The sequence below is a fragment of the Sessilibacter corallicola genome (assembly GCF_021290925.1).
GTDB classification, from domain to species: domain Bacteria; phylum Pseudomonadota; class Gammaproteobacteria; order Pseudomonadales; family Cellvibrionaceae; genus Sessilibacter; species Sessilibacter corallicola.
On sequence record NZ_JAJSLX010000002.1, the window covers coordinates 67681 to 85318 of the forward strand.

Genomic DNA, 17638 nt, shown 5'->3' on the forward strand with positions numbered 1-17638 from the left:
GATGGCCGAAATTAATGGCGGAAGTGGCGCATGCCGGTAAATACCATCGCGATGTTGTGTTCATCCGCCGCAGCGATGACTTCTTCATCACGAATCGAGCCGCCCGGTTGAATCACACAGCTAACTCCATTTGATGCCGCGTTATCAAGGCCGTCGCGGAACGGGAAGAAAGCGTCGCTCGCCATGCAGCTGCCGGTCACTTCCAGGCCTGCGTGTTCGGCTTTAATGGCGGCGATTCGAGCGGAATTAACTCGGCTCATTTGGCCTGCACCAACACCAATCGTGCGCTGACCTTTAGCGTAAACAATGGCGTTAGATTTAACCATTTTCGCTACTTTCCAGGTGAATAGAAGGTCAGAAATCTCCGCTTCGGTTGGCTTGCGTTTGGTTACCACAGTGAGCTGATCGGCGGTGATTAATCCCAAGTCGCGATCTTGTACCAATAAGCCACCATTCACGCGTTTGAAATCCAAGCTGGGATTCGATGCGCTGATGTCGCCGCACACTAACAAGCGAACGTTTTTCTTGGCGGCAACGATTTCGGAGACACCGTTGGCAACCGAAGGCGCGATGATCACTTCCACGAATTGCTTGTCGACAATGGCTTGAGCGGTGGCGCCGTCAAGCTCACGGTTAAAGGCAATGATGCCTCCGAAGGCAGATTCTGGATCGGTATCGAATGCTTTTTGGTAAGCGTTCAACAGGTTTGCATCGGAAGCAACGCCGCACGGATTCGCGTGCTTAACGATAACGCAGGTCGGAGCATCGAACAGCTTGACGGTTTCGAGTGCTGCGTCGGTATCGGCAATGTTGTTGTAAGAAAGCTCTTTGCCTTGAAGTTGTTTGGCGGAACTAATGGAACCTTCAACCGGTGTTGATTCAACGTAGAAAGCGCTCTTTTGATGCGGGTTTTCCCCGTAGCGCATGTCTTGTTGTTTGGTTAGCTGAATATTAAAGGTGCGTGCAAAATCGTCGTTGCCGCTGCCGACCATTTTGCCGAAGTAATTCGCGATCGCGCCATCGTATTTAGCGGTGTGCTCATAGGCTTTAATGGCGAGGTCGAATCGGGTAGCTTTTGACGTCGCCCCGTTGTTGGCGTCCATTTCTGCAATGATGGTTTCGTAATCGCTGGCATTTACTACGATGTTCACAAACGCGTTGTTTTTTGCCGCAGCGCGAACCATCGTTGGGCCGCCGATATCGATATTTTCGATGGCGTCTTCCAAAGAGCAATCTGGATTGGCGACGGTGTTTTCGAACGGGTAGAGGTTGACAACAACCATATCAATTGCGGCGATTCCATGTTCGGCCATCACTGCGTCGTCTTGCCCGCGTCTTGCCAAAATACCGCCGTGAATTTTGGGGTGCAGAGTTTTAACTCGACCGTCCATCATTTCTGGGAATCCGGTGTGATCGGACACTTCAATAACGTCAACGCCTTCTTGTTTTAACAATTTAAACGTGCCGCCGGTCGAAAGAATCTCAACGCCGAAGCCTTGCAGTTTTTTGGCAAACTCAACAATGCCGGATTTGTCAGAAACGCTGATTAAAGCGCGTTTAATCGGTATTAGATCCATAGGCGTGGACATTAACTCGTTCTCTCCCAAAAAAGATGTTTTGAAATGCTTCTACGTAATCAGTCTAGCGTGTACCAAATTACGTTAGTGTTTGTGAGGTGCACTTTGGGTTGAATTCTCGGCGTGTTCTGTGACAGCTTAGTCGAGACAATTGTAACCTGTGCGTGGAATTTACCTAGAAACTGCTTGAATGTTCATGTGCAAATGAGCCTAACGTCTAGCAATTGACGCGATGTCATTTAGGTAGAGTTTTAGATTTCACAAAAAGGTAACCTAAACCGTGTTGAATTTGGTTTAGGTTCCTTATGAGCAGTGCAGACTTTTCAGCCTAACTGCTTAAGAGATTAAAGCTGGCCGTATTGCTTTAATTTTTTGCGTAGAGTGCCTCGGTTTAAACCCAGGATTTCAGCGGCTTTGGTTTGGTTGTGACGAGTGTATTTCATCACAACTTCAAGTAACGGTGCTTCAACTTCTGCCATTACCAGATCATACACATTGGATACAGCTTGACCATCTAAGTGCTGGAAGTAATTATCGATTGATTGCTTAACGCAGTCGCGAAGCGAGCTGCTGCTGGCTTCAATATTTGTAGTTTTAAACCGATCACTTGGAGTTTCAGTTGGTGTAACTGTAGTGTTAGGTGTCAGTTCAGCTAACGCTGTTTCAATTTGACTCATGCCGCTTTTTCCCCATCACGTATCAAGTCATTAAAATGTTCTTCAATGCACTCGACTTGCTTTTGCGCACTTACTATTTGATTAAATTGAGTTCGCAGAAGTTTGCCATTTGCAAAATCCTGCAGGTACCAACCCACGTGTTTACGAGCGATTCGCACCCCTAAATAGTCACCGTAGAAAGCATGAAGCTCGTTAAGATGACTAAGTAATATGTGTTTGATTTCTTCCTCAGAAGGAGCTGGCAGGTGTTCGCCCGCTTCTAAAAAGTGATTGATCTGACGAAAAACCCAAGGTCTCCCTTGAGCGGCGCGTCCAATCATTACTGCTGCAGCTGAGGTTTTTTCAAGTACCGCCTTGGCTTTCGCCGCGTCTGTTATGTCTCCGTTGGCAATGACGGGAACCGAAACTTCTGAACAAATCTCTGAAATGGTTTCGTATTCCGCTTCGCCAGTGAAGCGACAGGCGCGTGTTCGACCGTGAACGGTGATAGCACTGATTCCCGCAGATTCGGCCATTTTGGCAATGGTCAATGCGTTGCGGTTTGCCTTATCCCAACCGGTACGCATTTTCAGTGTAACCGGCAGTGAAACGGCTGAAATCACTGCATCTAAAATTTCGCCAACTAAAGCTTCATCGCGCATAAGCGCAGAGCCTGCGGCTTTGTTACACACTTTTTTCGCCGGACAACCCATATTGATATCGATTATCTCAGCGCCAATGTCTTGATTGGCTTTGGCTGCCTCAGACATGGTTTTAGGACAGGTTCCGGCAATCTGGACAGATTTGATTCCCGTTTCACCGGTAAAATCGAGTCTCGACGCTGACTTTCTGCTGTTCCACAAGCGTGTGTCACTTGTGACCATTTCTGAAACCGCAAGCCCTGCACCAAAAGAACGGCATAATTGCCGAAAAGGCCGGTCGGAAATACCTGCCATCGGTGCCAATAATGCACGACTGTTAATGGTGTGTGGGCCGATCTTAAATGCCAATGGAACTCCAAGCCTTTAATTGCGCTGGTTTGTTTATCTCCAAAAGCACCTAATCAACCAACTTCGATTGTTTGCGAAAGGTTGTTTAAATCGTAAATTCAAGCGGTGCCAAAAAAGGGCGCCCATCATACCCGCATCTGGGGAAAATGGGAAAGTAGAAATTAGCCGTATTGTAGATTTTTTGCACCTGTCTAAAAGTCGAGATATTCAAACTGAAACTAGGGGTTTCTGACAAGTACTTTTATGGCGAGTTTTAAAATATAGAATCGAATATTAAGTCGTTTTAGTTCTTTAAGTTTTAAGATTGATTCATTCAAAAATAACCAACAAGATCAAAGGGCTAAGCTACGTTTGATTTTCGAGTCTAACGTGCGTTTGCTTTTACTTCGTTCAAATTGAGAGGGAACGTGTTACAGAAGGTTTTATCAATCCGTTAAAGCGATTAACGGATTGGAATGAAGGCTCGATAATTGACAGCTTCGCTGCCGGGGTCTGCCACCTGTAAACTGATGTGGACCGGTTGCCCTTTAGGCATTTGCTGTGCGCCTGCAAGCTCACCGTGTAAATATTCTCCCGGCGAGAATATCCTCTCTGCCAGCGGATTATCGTTGATGTCGCTAAAGCGAATTGCCAGCGATGGGAATGGCTGTTGGAATTCCGCCGTATTTAGCAGAATGGCATCGGCAACCAGGGCATCTTCTACCTCGGGATGGCTTCTAACAACCAAAGTGATTCGAATTTTTTCGTAATCGTGTCGGGTTGGAAGTGTGCAGTTAAAGATTGGGCAGGCGAGTGCGTACCAGTGACGATAAGGTTCTACGCGGCTCCAAGTGTCAAACTTTAAGTAACCAATTTGTACGATTAACGCCAGTAACAACACTACATTACCGGTAATGAAAGCGGTTTTTATCAGCCAGCGACGTTCGTTTTTTTGTTCAAACGTCATTTCCAATGGCGCCGGCTCAAGAGCATTCAACAGATCTTGGCGGTCATTAGAATCAGGTACGTAGCTGTCTTCGAGATGACTTTCATCGCCATCATTAAGCTCGTTGAGCGAATAATCCACTTGAGTGATATCTTCGTCTTCGCGGAAGATGTCTTCTAGGTCTCGTTCAAAATCGGATTGCTGTGAGTCTTGAGCATTGTTTGATTCGCCAAAGTTGTCGAAGTCGTCTTCGTTGAAATCGCTGAGGGAATCAAAGCTACCGGTTCGGCTGCCGTCAAAACGATCGTTGCTTGAGTCGTCAAGTGATTGATCAAATCCCTCATCAAACGACCGTTCTTCAAAGGCTTGCTCTCCAAAGGACGAGTCTTCTAAAGGCCGTTCCTCTGAAAACTGCTCCTCGAAGGATTGCTCTTGTGACGATTGAGTGGCTTGTTCGTATGGATCTTGCGGTTTCGCTATGGTTTCTTCTGAATTGTGCTCGTCTTCGAGCATTTTCAGAGCCCAGGACTCATCGGTGTCTTCAATAGATTCGTCTTCTTCCGCTGGTTTCGATTTACGTGTTGAATCGAACAGCGATTGGTTGTCGTCCAACCAATTGTTTTGTCCCGAATCTAATTTGAATTCGACGAGATCATCTAACCCTTCATCGTAGCGGTTTACAGAAGGCTCTTCCGGTTCCATGTCGTCGCTGATAAGGAAGTCTTCGGAGTCATCTTCAGCTTCAGTGTCAATGGCGTTCTGATCGAAAGCCAACTGATTCACAGGCATGGCCGCAGCTTCAGGTGTGGCTTTTGTGGGTGCTTTGGGCGCAGCCGTAGGTTGTGCGACGGTTGTTTCAGGTACCGGTGCAACAGGTTCTGGCTCGGTTTCGGGCTTTGGTTTTTCAGGCGTGCGTTTTAGGAAATTTTCTCGCGCATCAAAAATATGTAGGCAAGACCCGCAGCGGACTGCGCCTTTGGCAGATTGCAGTTGCTTTTGAGTTACCCGAAAAGTAGTTTTACATTTCGGACAGCGGGTTATGGAGCTGGTCATAGCACGAGAAACCTATTATCGACCGATGGTACAAGTAAAAGCTGAAAACTACGCGTTATGACTTAAATTTTCTATGGCCGAGTGATCAATTTGAGCGTTGGGTTTCATCCAATACTTCAAGCGAGCACCGTAAGGTGCTGTAATTACGAAAGATTCTAGTGGTTTACTGCTTGTTCGTAAATTGTTCGATGGCGATATATCGACTTAATCTAAAAAAATATACAAATTAGCTGCGTTTTTTACCGGTGAGTCTTACCCAGTCTTCTTTTTGCTCGGGTTTATCAAACTCAATATCGGTATAGGCATTCATAACGACTTCGGCTTGAGTCGCTAAGATGCCGGATAGGCAAATTAAGCCGCCGGGCTTTAAATGGGAAGAAATTTCATCCGCTAATTCAACCAACGGTCCAGCCAAAATATTGGCCAGCATTAAGTCAACGGCGTCGGATTTAAATTCTTGAGGCAAATATACCGGGAAAGTGTCTGCCGCTAAGCCATTTTTTTCGCAGTTATCTTTCGATGCAATCAGTGCTTGTGGATCGATATCAATACCTTGAACTGATTTTGCGCCCAACAATAATGCCGCTATTGCAAGAATCCCTGAGCCGCAACCAAAGTCGATGGCGGTTTTTCCTTGGCATTCGATTTGATCCAACCATTGTAAACACAAAAACGTGGTCGGGTGGGTACCAGTACCAAATGCTAAACCTGGGTCGAGCTTTAAATTCACTGCGTCGGGCTCGGGTGGTTCGCACCAGCTCGGGCAAATCCATAACGACTTTCCGCATTGAATGGGTTTGAATTCGTCCATCCAGGCGCGAATCCAATCTTTATCTTCGAGTTGCTCCCAGCGCAGAGTGCATTGGGTTTTATTCTGTAAAGGCTCTAAGTTTTTAGAAATCTGCTGAGTGTCTATATCGGCGTCGAAAAGGCCGGTAATTTGAGTCTCATTCCACAAGGGGGTTTCGCCGAGAGCAGGTTCTAAAATCGGTTGATCGGCGTTGTCGCTGAGAGTGACACACATGGCGCCTTGGTTAAGCAGTTCGTCTTCGAATGCATCAACGTGGGATTTTGAAGTAGAAATCTTAAGTTGCAACCAAGCCATTGAGTTTCCTAATTTAAAGCAGTGTTCGAAAGTGTGGGTAGTTCGAAGGTTTTAGAAAGGGTATTGCCCCGCTCACATGAAGTGAGCGGGTGAACAAATTAAAGGTTCAGTTTTTTCTCTAGGTAGTGAATGTTGACACCACCTGCGCGAAAGCCTTCGTCTTTAACGAGTTCTTGCTGAAGCGGGGTATTGGTTTTGATGCCGTCGACGACGAGTTCATCCAAAGCCACGCCCATTTTGATCAGCGCTTGCTCACGAGTTTCAGCGTAAGTGATGATTTTGGCAATCATCGAATCGTAGTTTGCTGGAACTTTGTAGCCACTGTAAAGGTGCGAATCGACGCGAACACCCAAGCCACCTGGTGCGTGGAAGTTTTGCACGGTACCTGGGCAAGGCATGAAAGTTTTCGAATCTTCAGCATTGATACGGCACTCGAATGCGTGTCCAGAAAGCTTGATGTCTTCCTGTTTAATGCTCAGCTTTTCGCCGGCACACACACGAATTTGCTCTTTGATAAGGTCGACGCCAGTTACCATTTCAGATACCGGATGTTCAACCTGAATTCGAGTGTTCATCTCAATGAAGTAGTAGCGACCATCTTCGTACAAGAATTCGAAAGTACCTGCACCGCGATAACCAATTTCATTACAGGCTTTAATGCACGATTCAAACACTGCCTGGCGAGCGTCTTCGTCAACGCCTGGAGCGGGTGCTTCTTCCAACACTTTTTGGTGTCGACGCTGTAATGAGCAGTCGCGGTCGTACAAATGAATGGTGTTGCCTTGGCCGTCAGAAAGTATTTGCACTTCTACGTGGCGTGGGTTTTCCAGGAATTTCTCCATGTAAACCGTGTCATCGCCAAAGGCCGCGCCAGCTTCACTTTTGGTGACCTGGATGGAATTAAGTAGCGCTGCTTCAGTGTGAACAACGCGCATTCCTCGACCACCACCACCGGCAGCCGCTTTGATAATCACTGGATAGCCGATCTCGCGAGCAATCTTGATGCAGCGTTCTTTGTCGTCTGGCAGTGGTCCGTCGGATCCTGGAACAGTCGGAACACCGGCTTGCTTCATTGCTTGAATGGCGGAAACTTTATCACCCATCAAGCGGATCACATCAGCGCTTGGGCCAATGAAGGTAAAGCCACTTTTCTGGACTTGCTCTGCGAAATCTGCGTTTTCTGCCAAAAATCCATAGCCTGGGTGAACACCAACGGAGTCGGTGATTTCCATGGCAGCAATGATAGATGGAATATTCAGATAGCTTTGCGCGGACGGGTTCGGTCCAATGCACACCGATTCGTCTGCTAAGCGCACGTGTTTTAAGTCGCGGTCGACCATTGAGTGAACAGCGACGGTTTCAATACCGAGTTCTTTACAGGCGCGCAAAACACGCAGTGCAATTTCGCCTCGGTTGGCGATAAGAATTTTGTTAATCATATAGTAAGCCTACTCCTACGGATGTTAGTTAGGTAGCCGTAAGGCAGGGCTTAAGCGATTACAACTAATGGTTGATCGAATTCAACAGCTTGGCCATCTTCAACCAAAATCGCTTCAATTACACCGGATTTGTCAGCTTCGATTTGGTTCATCATTTTCATGGCTTCTACGATACAAATGGTATCGCCAGCTTTTACTGTTTTTCCTACTTCAATAAACGCAGCTGCACCTGGGCTTGGTGCGGAATAGAAGGTGCCGACCATCGGTGATTTAACCGCGTGGCCTGCTATTTCAGGCGCTGCTTGGGCAGGTTCAGCAGCTGCAGGTGCTGCAACTGGAGCGCTCGGGGCAGGGCTTGCTGCGGCAATAGGTGCAGCGGCTGCTGGTGCGTTAACGTACACAGGTTGCGGGGCAGTGCTGCTGCCGCGACTGATGCGAACTGATTCTTCACCTTCTTTGATTTCAATTTCACCGATGTCGGATTCTTCAAGGATTTCAATCAGTTTTTTAATTTTTCGAATATCCATCAAACTTTCTCTACTTTGCCGATTGTTGGGCTTTGTTCGTTAATTTAGGAGGTGGGTAGAATTACTAATAAGGTCTCAATTATTTTTCGATGTGTGCAATGGCAGCTTCTAATGCGAACTCATAGCCTTTTGCACCCAAGCCGCAAATAACACCAATTGCAGTATCAGAAAAATAAGAATGTCTTCTGAATTGTTCTCGGGCATGAACATTGGACAGGTGCACTTCGATAAAAGGAATATCGACTCCAGCAAGTGCGTCTCGCAAGGCGACACTTGTATGAGTGAAAGCGGCTGGGTTAATTACAATGAATTTAACCCCGTCTGTCCGTGCTTGGTGAATGCGATTTATCAGCTCATGTTCCGCATTGGATTGGAACGACTCCAAGTCAAAGCCCTTTGACGATGCGAGTTGTTTTAGCTGTTGGTTGATGTCATCAAGCGTGAGCGTTCCATAGATTTCTGGCTCACGTGTGCCGAGAAGATTGAGATTGGGACCGTGCAGCACCAAAAGGTGAGACATAGTATTTATTAACCTATAAGCAGTTCTAATGACTGTTTGGCGTTGTGTTCAAACGAGTCGATGATTAAACGCCAAGGAGTGTGCCTGAATGAAAGCAGGCTGTCTATGACTTTAGTGTAAATTTGGAGAAATGTCAGAAGATGGCTGCAAGTTAGGCGAAGATGGCAGGTTTTTTCCGCTTTTTTAGTGCGGAAAATTTATTGTGATAAGTGGTTTCGGTGCTATTTCAAAGAAAATAGCCGCATATTGGAGCTCAATAGCGGCTATTTTTGAGAAAATGTTTAATCTTGCTTATAAATTCGGGGAAAAGTTATTTAATGTCGGCTAACTTTTCAGTTTGAAGTGTGTCGATGGTGTTCAACACAATCTCAGGGGTTAATAGCTGCGGTAAAATAACAGCATCCGACGATGATTGAGCTGGGTAGTAAAGATAAAGAGGAGCGCCTGAACGCCCATACTGCTTTAATAAATCAGTAATCATTGGGTCAGCGTTTGTCCAATCACCTTTCAAACCTTGAATGTTGTTTCTCTCCATCGCATCGCGCACAGAATCTTTACTGAGCGCTACTTTCTCGTTTGCCAGACACGTAATACACCAAGACGCTGTTAAGTTGATAAACACTGCTTGCTCGTTAGAGCGAAGTTCTTGCAGCTTTTCTGGCGAGTAAGCCAACCACAATTCATCTTTAACCGGTGGCTTATAGCTAAGGCCAACAACAAGTGCGAAGGCAAGGCTGGAAAGCGCAACTGCACGGTTACTCCACAGCCAAGTCTTAGAATTAGGTGTGTGATGAATAACCCAAAGAGCGAATGAAATCGCAACTAATCCACAGGCGATAATGGCAACGTGATTGATGTCGGTTTGATTGGCCAGTACCCACAATAACCAAACACACGATAAGTACAGTGGGAATGCCAAGAACTGCTTGAGTGTGTCCATCCATGCGCCAGGTTTTGGCAGTGCGGCGGCAAGTTTAGGAATGTAGGTTAGCAGTAAAAACGGAAGCGCCATACCAAAACCGAGTGCTGCAAAAATCGATAGAGCAACCACAGTCGGCTGAGTGATTGCGTAGCCTAGTGCTGCTCCCATCATTGGTGCAGTACAAGGGCTGGCAACAACCGAGGCAAGAGCACCAGTCATCCAAGAGTGCTGCAAACCTGAGCCTTGAGTGGAATTTTGGCCAATGCCCATCAAGCCGCTGCCCAAGTTTACAAAGCCTGAGAAGCTTAAGCCCATTAAGAAGAAGAGATAGAGCAGAACAGTGATAACCGCGGGAGACTGTAGCTGAAAGCCCCAGCCCACAGCTTCGCCGCTGGCTCTCAAACCGAGCATAACGCCGGCAATTACCAAGAAAGTAGAGATGCAGCCGACTGTGTAAGCCCAACCGTGCATATGCAATTTGTGCTTGCTCTCGTGGGAGTTGGCGAGGCTCAGTGCCTTGATCGACAAAACTGGGAACACGCACGGCATAAGATTCAGAATTACGCCGCCAATGATGGCAAAGATGATACTGGTTAGCCAGATTTCCAAGCTGAATGGTTGAGCATCGGCAACGGTATTTTGAGCGTTCGTAGTGCTCTGCTCTGGTGATGCGCCATCTACTTCGGCGAATGAGCCGTTGATAGGATCGACGTCAAAATATTGGGTGTAAGGTGGGTAACACAGACCTGCGTCAGCGCAGCCTTGAGAAGTAACTTTTAGCTGAAACGGTTCGCTGGGTGTATTTTTAATATTGACGATGGTCGAATCGTAGAACACTTCTAAGTATTCTTCGAAGTATTCATCGTACTTTACTTTGCCGTCATCAAATTCGGCTGTTAGGGGTTGGCCGTTGATGCTGAACTTAAACTTGGACTTATAAAGGTAGTATTCCGGTTCGATGTACCAGGCGAGTTCAAGTTGGTTATCATGACTGTGGATTTGAACTTGGTAGGCTTCTTCAACGCGCAGAAATTCAACATCACCATTGATGCCTGAGCTCAATCCCAATGACGTTTGGCCAGGGTTAGCGAATAGGTCTTGAGCATTGCTTGCAGTTGAAAGCAGGCTCAAGGCAAAAGCTAACCAAATGGTCAGTATGAAGTGTGATTGCTTTTTCGACACCCAATTCATAAATACAGTTCTTACTCGGCTATCAGGTTCAGTTATCTAAGGGTAGCTTTGAAAAGGCAAGTCCGCTTTGCAATACATCGCAAGATTCAATTGCAATAGTGCAAGTAATGATGAAATCTTCGCATTACCGATGTATTAATTGTAATTCTAAGCAAGTTTTATTGGTGATATTTTACGCGCTTTTACATTACGACAACAAAAAGCGTACCTTTTACCACCTATTTTCCAGGCGTTGGACTTAATACAAGTGGGTGGGTTCCGGGGAATCTAGAGAGAACTGCTAAATTCACGTGCCCATTCTAGTCATTTATATGTACTGAGGAATCTCTCCGAGGGCGCAATTAGCGCATATTCCCATTGTCTAGTGCAATCAAAAAGTTACCTAAGAAACCAATTGGTCTAACAGTTCTGAAAAACCAAATATTTAAACGTAAAAAAGCTCGAGAATTCGTCAGATTTTATGAGTTTAAGACTGTTATAGAATAAAGATTTTAAGAAAACTAATAACGTCTGATTCAACTAAATCCATGCGGGTCACAGTGCTATATAACCGTATGATTAGTGAATGTTAAAATTTAGGCTTTTTTACGATGGCGCTTTCGATTGTTGCCACAGAAAACCTATAAAAGTTTCCTGTAATGTTTCTAGGGCTGTCAATGTAAGTGCGATAAAACGACAATTTGAAAGGCTTAGCGTCTTTAAATAAGGTGTATTGATTAGTTAGTTTTCAAATTCGTGTGAAAATGTATGGCAATGAATTTATTTAGCACTATGCGAACGAATAACTACGAGTCGCAGACAATAACTTTTTGACTTTATTTGTCTGTATTCGACAATTTCTGTTTTGAAAAATAAATTTCAGGTAAGAGTGAATAATTTAAGGGCCGTAATGAGAAAAATAATTAACAGACACTCAGTCGTGAAAATGACTACGTTAGTATGTTTTATCAATGGTCTCGTTGGATGTACTGTTTTTTCCCAGTATTCCAGTAAGGAATATAATGATCCGTCTGTTGAATCCCAAAGCGGTGATACTAAAAATCCTATCGTAGAAGCTAATACTAAACCTGTTTCTAGTTCTCAAATTGTTGAGCGATTGTTACAGGATGCTCAGCGAGCATTAACTCGTGATCAGCTTATGACGCCGCCTCACAATAACGCCTTTGATAAGTACAAAGCGGTGTTGCTGTTTGATAAAAACAACACAGAGGCGTTATTAGGAATTGGTAAAGTGGTAGAGCGCTACTGTGAATTGGCTCAGTCGAGCGCGGCAAAAGGAAACTTTAAGCAGGCAAAAATTTTCTTATCCCGAGCAGAGAGTATTGAGCCCAATTTAAGCCAAGTGTTAAAAACGCGAGAATTTATTGCGCGGGCGCAAAAGAATTTCACGCAATTAATTACCTTGCAAAATCCAACGGAAAAGCAAAGCGATCATGAAATTGCCCTGTCACGGAAAGATCTGCAAAAGCGATCAAAAGAGTTAGCAACCGAATTGAAAACGATTGCACAGCAAGTACGTCAAAGCGATCAGTACCTTTTGATTGTCACACCGACCGATGCTGACGGACGTTGGGTTTATCAAGAAATGAAAAAAGCAGTGCCGGGGTATCGACTGAGAGGTGATATCCGACGCGGTAAAATCCCTAAAATCGTGTTGCAGGCCCCACTTCCTTAAATCATCTCTGTACACCCATAACATCGGGCTTAAGTTTCATTCATCGCAACCGTGGTTTGTTTTGGGGGGGTGTTTGGAGGTTTGTTTGAATGTGGCGAGTTTGAAAATTATGGGGTAGGGAAGAGGTTTTGATCTAAACCGAAAAGGCAAATGCTCTGTCTTAGTTTTGATAGAATAGACAGGATTCCCATTAATGCTGTTTTATAAAGACAACTAAGTGAGCAAAAAATATGGCTCTAAATATGATAACCCGACCCTTCATTCAGCTGCGCGGTATGATTAAGCGCAGTTGGCAAGATAGAGCGAGCGGTAAATCGTTCCTATTTATATTACTGATAGCGGTCGTCTTTTATTTAGTAGTAGCAACTGGATTGGGAATTTATTGGAGCATGGCTCCAAACGGCTTCTCGGTCGAAGAAAAGACCAAGACTCGATTGCAGTTCGATTCGCAAAGCAACAGCCAGCTTATTACGGGATCGGTCACCACTTCCACGTTAATCGAAATTATGGAAACGCTTCTGGAGAAGCCGGGCGGTTTTCTAACAAATGATTTAACGCCGCCTGGAGTTTGGTTGGACAACCAACCCAATTGGGAATATGGAGTTCTCATTCAAGCCCGCGATATGGCCAAAGCCATGCGAGAATCATTCAGCCGTTCGCAATCTCAATCGACAGAAGACAGTGATTTGGCAAAAGCGGAATCAAGACTGAATGTTGATAATAAAAGCTGGGTATTACCCTCAGCAGAAGCCGAATATCGAGACGGGCTTAAATTTCTAAATAACTACCTTGTGCGTTTGTCCGATACACAACAATCGACTACTCAATTTTACGCGCGTGCAGATAATTTACGTTATTGGTTGGCAACTGTTGAAACCCGTCTTGGTAGCTTGTCACAACGACTGAGCGCAAGTGTTGGCCAAAAGCGATTAAATACCGATTTGGCTGGCGACGCTGACGCAAAACAATCGACAAAAACGTCAACCGAAGTTGTGGTAAAAACACCGTGGCGAAAAATCGATGATGTCTTTTTTGAAGCCCGAGGCAGCGCGTGGGCAATTTTGCACTTATTAAAAGCCATCGAATTGGATTTTGCCGATGTGCTTGAGCGAAAAAATGCACGTGTCAGTTTGCAGCAAATTATTCGTGAATTAGAAGCGACTCAAGAACCTATTTACAGTCCACTTATTTTAAATGGCAGTGGTTTTGGAATGTGGGCTAACCATTCGTTGGTTATGGCTTCTTACATTTCGAGAGCAAACGCAGCGCTTATTGATTTACGTGGGTTGTTAGCTCAGGGTTAGTTTTTAGGTCATGAGCGATAACGAATCTTGTTGCGGTGAAGGATTTATTCTGACCCGCAGTTGGAATGATACCGATGATGGAGTTTCTCTCGAACTCTGGTTGTGTACCCATAACGGGCCCGTTCAGCTCACCATCGAAAATCAAGATTCTGTATTTTTTATTGCGCAAACAGACATTGATCGACTGCAGCCGCTGTTGGGTATTAAGCGCGGCTGGTCCGTTAAACCGCTGAGTTTAGTTAATTTCGAAAATGAACCCGTTGCAGCGGTGTATTTTCGCAGTCATAAACGCTCCCGAGATGCATTGCATATTTTAAGGCGGCATATTCGTATTTGGGAGGCCGATATTCGCCCTCCCGAGCGCTATCTTATGGAGCGCTTTATTAATGCGGGAGTATCATTCGAATATTCGTTATCCCAGTCAAAAACCAAAGCTTTGGGGAATGCTACGTCCGGCCGTTTGGCTCTGAATCATCCTGATTCCTGTCCTGCTTATCTCTCCGTTAAAAACCCAATACTAAAGCCCGCGTCGGTGACTCCGGTATTCAAAGTTATCTCGGTGGATATTGAAACCACTATGGATGCAAAAACGCTGTTTTCCATTGGTGTTTATGGGGCCGACGTAAAAAAAGTATTCATGTCGAGTGATGAAAATCGTCTAGAAGCAGTTGATGATTTCGAACTTATTTATTGCGCAAGTGAGCGTGAGTGTTTTATTCAGTTTTTGGATTGGCTGGAAATTTACGACCCCGATATTTTAATTGGTTGGAGTTTTATCGGATTTGATTTGTGGGTGTTATCACAGTTATCCATAAAGCTTGATGTTCCATTTACTCTTGGTCGTAATCAGGCTAAACCCAGTTGGCGAATTGATCCGGAAGAAAACGATAAGCGGTATATTTCGATTCCTGGTCGCATTGCCCTTGATGGTATTGAATTACTGAGAACGGCTTTTTATACCTTCGCCAGTTTTTCCCTAGAATTTGTCGCAACTGAATTGTTGGGGGAGGGAAAATTGCTGAAGGGAAGTGGTCGTGGATCAGAAATTACCGAGTTGTTTGAAACCGATAAATTGTCTCTTGCGCGCTACAATTTAAAAGATTGCGAATTGGTTTGGGAGATCTTTGAAGAGACCAAACTGTTGCAGTTTGCTGCGGCAAAAAGTCGAATGACGGGAATGCCGTTGGATCGAATCGGCGGTTCATCAGCGAGTTTTGAGTTTGCTTATTTACCGCGATTGCATCGCAAAGGCTACGTTGCTCCGAACATTGCTGAATTAAAACTAGATTTGTTAAGCCCCGGTGGCTACGTTTTAGATTCTGAGCCGGGCATTTACCGAAATGTTCTCTTGTTGGATTTTAAAAGCCTGTACCCAAGTATTATTCGTACATTTAAAATCGATCCTTACAGTTTTTGGTACGCAGAGCATAAACATTTAAATGACAGTGAAAAAGTGGACGGGTTTAACGGTGCTTTCTTTTCGCGTGAGCAATCAATTTTACCGGATTTGGTAGCAAAGCTCGGTTCTGAGCGAGATCAAGCCAAAAAAGACAACGACAAAACTCTGTCGTTTGCGATAAAAATTATCATGAACTCGTTTTACGGCGTATTAGGATCACCGGGATGCCGGTTTTACGATCCCAGAATATCGAGTTCCATCACTTTGCGTGGCCACGAAATTATTCAAACAACAAAGCGGTGGATTGAGGAATCAGGGAAAAAAGTCATTTATGGTGATACCGATTCGGTGTTTGTTTGGTTGGGTGATGATATTGATGAAAAAGAGGTGCCCAAGATTGGTTTGGAATTGGCCCAATCGTTAAATCAACAGTGGCAAGAAGAAATTAAAAATCAATATCAGCTCACCTCTTTTTTAGAAATTCAATTCGAGTCCAATTTTCTACAATTTTTTATGCCGAGTGTACGTGGTGCAGAAATTGGCAGTAAAAAGCGCTACGCTGGTGTGGTTAAAAATGGTGATAAAACGGAGGTTATCTATCGCGGATTGGAATCGGTTCGCAGCGATTGGACGCCTCTTGCTCGGGAATTTCAGCAGCTTCTGTACAGCAAAGTATTTTTTCATGAGCCTTTTAAAGAATTCGTAAAGCAATACGCCGGTGATGTTTATCTTGGAAAAAGAGATAACGATTTAATTTATCGTAAGAGATTAAGGCGAAAGCTCGAAGAGTACGATAGAACCAGCCCGCCGCACGTTCAGGCGGCGCGAAAATTGGCAGAAAAAGGTATTGTGTTGCGAAAAGGGGATTGGGTGGATTACGTGATAACGGTTAATGGGCCTGAGCCAGTTAAAGGCATGAGTCAGTTGGAAATTTCCCAACAGCCCTACAGCGCCATCGATTACGACCATTACATTGATAAGCAGCTGGCTCCAGTGGCAGACAGCCTTTTGCAATTTTTAGATTGCAGCTTCGCGCAAATTACCGATCGCCAGCTCGGTTTATTTGCTTAAGGCCTGTTCACACTCATTTAATCACACCTGCTGGAGGGTATTTTTTTCGTATTTTAGGCGCGACAGGTGCGGTTAAGTTAGTGTGAACAGGCCCTAGGTTATTATCAATTCACGCAGGTTTACCAATAGAATATTTTATGTAGGTAATGCCGGGGGATAAAACCAATCGCCAAGATAATTCTTCGGTTTTATTAAAGGCTCGGTCCTTGGCAAAAAGTGCTTCCATTAAACTGTCTAACCAAATATCGAATAAATACAGAGGAACATTCTTACCAGATTTGCCGTGTATGCTTGCCAGTTTTTCAAGCGAATGGGTGATGGTTTTGGTTCTAGAAAATTCAACCAAGGTATCGAGAGAATCGTGCAACATGGTTTTTTGCGCACTCATGTTGGTTTTGGCAAACAGCTGTGCGATTACATCCGATTTAGAAATGAACAGCCGATAAAATTCATCAATTAGATCAACGTTGTAACTGCCATTTCCTAATAAACGCTGATAACTCGCATCAAAAATATCTTCGTAATTGATGGTTGCTGGTTTTGTGGCTTGAGTATTCACAGTCGTCAACCTCGTCAATTCGCTTTTTTTCTGCAAACTCCCAGAGCCTTTTCACATCCCTCACAATAGACTGATTGGGTGTAAATAGGCTCTAGAGCTGCTGCCAAGGTTTATTATTTATAACAGCTTGGTAAGTTTTTGATTTGACATAACTCAGTTTGCGCAAATTCGAGCTTGATCAGAGGTTCGTTCATTGGGTGAATAATGCGATCCCAAAACGATTGCGGCAATTGGTGTGTTATTTATTGACGACTTCGCCATCTAAGGTAACAGGAAAGCGTTTTCGCGGAGGTTTAGGGGACATTCTCTGAAAAGGTAACGCCATTGTCGCAAGAGCAAACTCATGCATCACAGTTTTTAGATTCTCTTGGGCATTGTTAATGGCATCGTCCACTAAGAATTGTTTGTCGGTTTCATTAACGTACTGCGTTTCTAAGTTTTGTAGTTTTTCAATTAAGGTTTCGGCAACGTCTGCGCCTTCAACCATTGAGTGCTCAACTTCTTCACGGAAATCACTGATTAATCCCATGGTCATCATATCGGCAAAGGCGAGTTGCATTTGAATGAGAGAACGTGTTTGTTGAGCGTAGATATCGAACAGTGGAAAATTGGGAAGGCTTCCCATTGGGGTGAAATTAAAGGTTGTTGCAAACATCATGGATTCCTTTATTAGAAATGCGAGTGGTCACTTTTCTACATCCAACC

The 17638-nt window shown here is 44.7% G+C and carries 14 protein-coding genes; 3 read left to right on the plus strand and 11 right to left on the minus strand.

Annotated elements, in window-relative coordinates; translation table 11 throughout:
- Positions 1–11: 11 nt before the first annotated feature.
- From purH to LU361_RS07675, 9 genes are all read right to left on the minus strand, one after another.
- The gene (gene purH, locus LU361_RS07635) at positions 12–1589 is read right to left on the minus strand and encodes a bifunctional phosphoribosylaminoimidazolecarboxamide formyltransferase/IMP cyclohydrolase (RefSeq protein WP_233088266.1); all 1578 of its coding nucleotides are present in this window, start codon (positions 1587–1589) and stop codon (positions 12–14) included.
- Positions 1590–1921: 332 nt separating this feature from the next.
- Positions 1922–2254 (minus strand): DNA-binding transcriptional regulator Fis, encoded by a 333-nt coding sequence (fis, locus tag LU361_RS07640; RefSeq protein WP_233088267.1) that lies wholly within the window; start codon positions 2252–2254, stop codon positions 1922–1924.
- Positions 2251–3243, minus strand: a complete 993-nt coding sequence (gene dusB / locus LU361_RS07645) for a tRNA dihydrouridine synthase DusB (protein WP_286206457.1) — start codon at positions 3241–3243, stop codon at positions 2251–2253. Before dusB ends, fis begins: the two co-directional genes overlap by 4 nt.
- A 442-nt stretch (positions 3244–3685) precedes the next feature.
- The gene (locus LU361_RS07650) at positions 3686–5221 is read right to left on the minus strand and encodes a DUF3426 domain-containing protein (protein WP_233088268.1); all 1536 of its coding nucleotides are present in this window, start codon (positions 5219–5221) and stop codon (positions 3686–3688) included.
- Between the two features lie 226 nt (positions 5222–5447).
- Positions 5448–6326, minus strand: a complete 879-nt coding sequence (gene prmA, locus LU361_RS07655; protein ID WP_233088269.1) for a 50S ribosomal protein L11 methyltransferase — start codon at positions 6324–6326, stop codon at positions 5448–5450.
- Between the two features lie 98 nt (positions 6327–6424).
- Positions 6425–7765, minus strand: a complete 1341-nt coding sequence (gene accC, locus LU361_RS07660; RefSeq protein ID WP_233088270.1) for an acetyl-CoA carboxylase biotin carboxylase subunit — start codon at positions 7763–7765, stop codon at positions 6425–6427.
- Positions 7766–7815: 50 nt separating this feature from the next.
- Positions 7816–8292 carry an acetyl-CoA carboxylase biotin carboxyl carrier protein gene (gene accB, locus LU361_RS07665; protein ID WP_233088271.1) on the minus strand — a complete coding sequence of 159 codons (477 nt, stop codon included), beginning with the start codon at positions 8290–8292 and terminating at the stop codon, positions 7816–7818.
- A 79-nt stretch (positions 8293–8371) separates the two neighbouring features.
- Positions 8372–8812: a type II 3-dehydroquinate dehydratase gene (aroQ, locus tag LU361_RS07670; protein ID WP_233088272.1), complete on the minus strand. Its 441-nt coding sequence runs from the start codon at positions 8810–8812 to the stop codon at positions 8372–8374.
- Positions 8813–9122: 310 nt separating this feature from the next.
- Complete coding sequence (locus tag LU361_RS07675) at positions 9123–10925, minus strand: protein-disulfide reductase DsbD family protein (RefSeq protein ID WP_233088273.1); 1803 nt, start codon at positions 10923–10925, stop codon at positions 9123–9125.
- A 925-nt stretch (positions 10926–11850) separates the two neighbouring features.
- Between LU361_RS07675 and LU361_RS07680 the strand changes: the two genes are divergently transcribed.
- From LU361_RS07680 to LU361_RS07690, 3 genes are all read left to right on the plus strand, one after another.
- Positions 11851–12600 (plus strand): tetratricopeptide repeat protein, encoded by a 750-nt coding sequence (locus LU361_RS07680; protein WP_233088274.1) that lies wholly within the window; start codon positions 11851–11853, stop codon positions 12598–12600.
- A 242-nt stretch (positions 12601–12842) separates the two neighbouring features.
- Positions 12843–13904 (plus strand): DUF2333 family protein, encoded by a 1062-nt coding sequence (locus LU361_RS07685; protein WP_434064659.1) that lies wholly within the window; start codon positions 12843–12845, stop codon positions 13902–13904.
- 10 nt (positions 13905–13914) lie between these two features.
- A complete protein-coding gene (locus LU361_RS07690; RefSeq protein WP_233088275.1) occupies positions 13915–16374 on the plus strand; it encodes a DNA polymerase II in 2460 nt (819 codons plus the stop codon).
- 109 nt (positions 16375–16483) lie between these two features.
- On the opposite strand, the gene LU361_RS07695 is transcribed toward LU361_RS07690, so the two are convergent.
- Positions 16484–16933 (minus strand): globin family protein, encoded by a 450-nt coding sequence (locus tag LU361_RS07695; RefSeq protein WP_233088276.1) that lies wholly within the window; start codon positions 16931–16933, stop codon positions 16484–16486.
- A 238-nt stretch (positions 16934–17171) separates the two neighbouring features.
- Positions 17172–17591 carry a hypothetical protein gene (locus tag LU361_RS07700; protein WP_233088277.1) on the minus strand — a complete coding sequence of 140 codons (420 nt, stop codon included), beginning with the start codon at positions 17589–17591 and terminating at the stop codon, positions 17172–17174.
- Positions 17592–17638 lie beyond the last annotated feature (47 nt).

Coding starts and splice junctions, on each gene's coding strand:
- LU361_RS07675 (WP_233088273.1), bottom strand. CDS start 10,925: ATGAATTGGGTGTCGAAAAAGCAATCACACTTCATACTGACCATTTGG.
- fis (WP_233088267.1), bottom strand. CDS start 2,254: ATGAGTCAAATTGAAACAGCGTTAGCTGAACTGACACCTAACACTACA.
- aroQ (WP_233088272.1), bottom strand. CDS start 8,812: ATGTCTCACCTTTTGGTGCTGCACGGTCCCAATCTCAATCTTCTCGGC.
- LU361_RS07650 (WP_233088268.1), bottom strand. CDS start 5,221: ATGACCAGCTCCATAACCCGCTGTCCGAAATGTAAAACTACTTTTCGG.
- purH (WP_233088266.1), bottom strand. CDS start 1,589: ATGTCCACGCCTATGGATCTAATACCGATTAAACGCGCTTTAATCAGC.
- accB (WP_233088271.1), bottom strand. CDS start 8,292: ATGGATATTCGAAAAATTAAAAAACTGATTGAAATCCTTGAAGAATCC.
- prmA (WP_233088269.1), bottom strand. CDS start 6,326: ATGGCTTGGTTGCAACTTAAGATTTCTACTTCAAAATCCCACGTTGAT.
- LU361_RS07690 (WP_233088275.1), top strand. CDS start 13,915: ATGAGCGATAACGAATCTTGTTGCGGTGAAGGATTTATTCTGACCCGC.
- LU361_RS07700 (WP_233088277.1), bottom strand. CDS start 17,591: ATGATGTTTGCAACAACCTTTAATTTCACCCCAATGGGAAGCCTTCCC.
- LU361_RS07685 (WP_434064659.1), top strand. CDS start 12,843: ATGATAACCCGACCCTTCATTCAGCTGCGCGGTATGATTAAGCGCAGT.
- accC (WP_233088270.1), bottom strand. CDS start 7,765: ATGATTAACAAAATTCTTATCGCCAACCGAGGCGAAATTGCACTGCGT.
- LU361_RS07680 (WP_233088274.1), top strand. CDS start 11,851: ATGACTACGTTAGTATGTTTTATCAATGGTCTCGTTGGATGTACTGTT.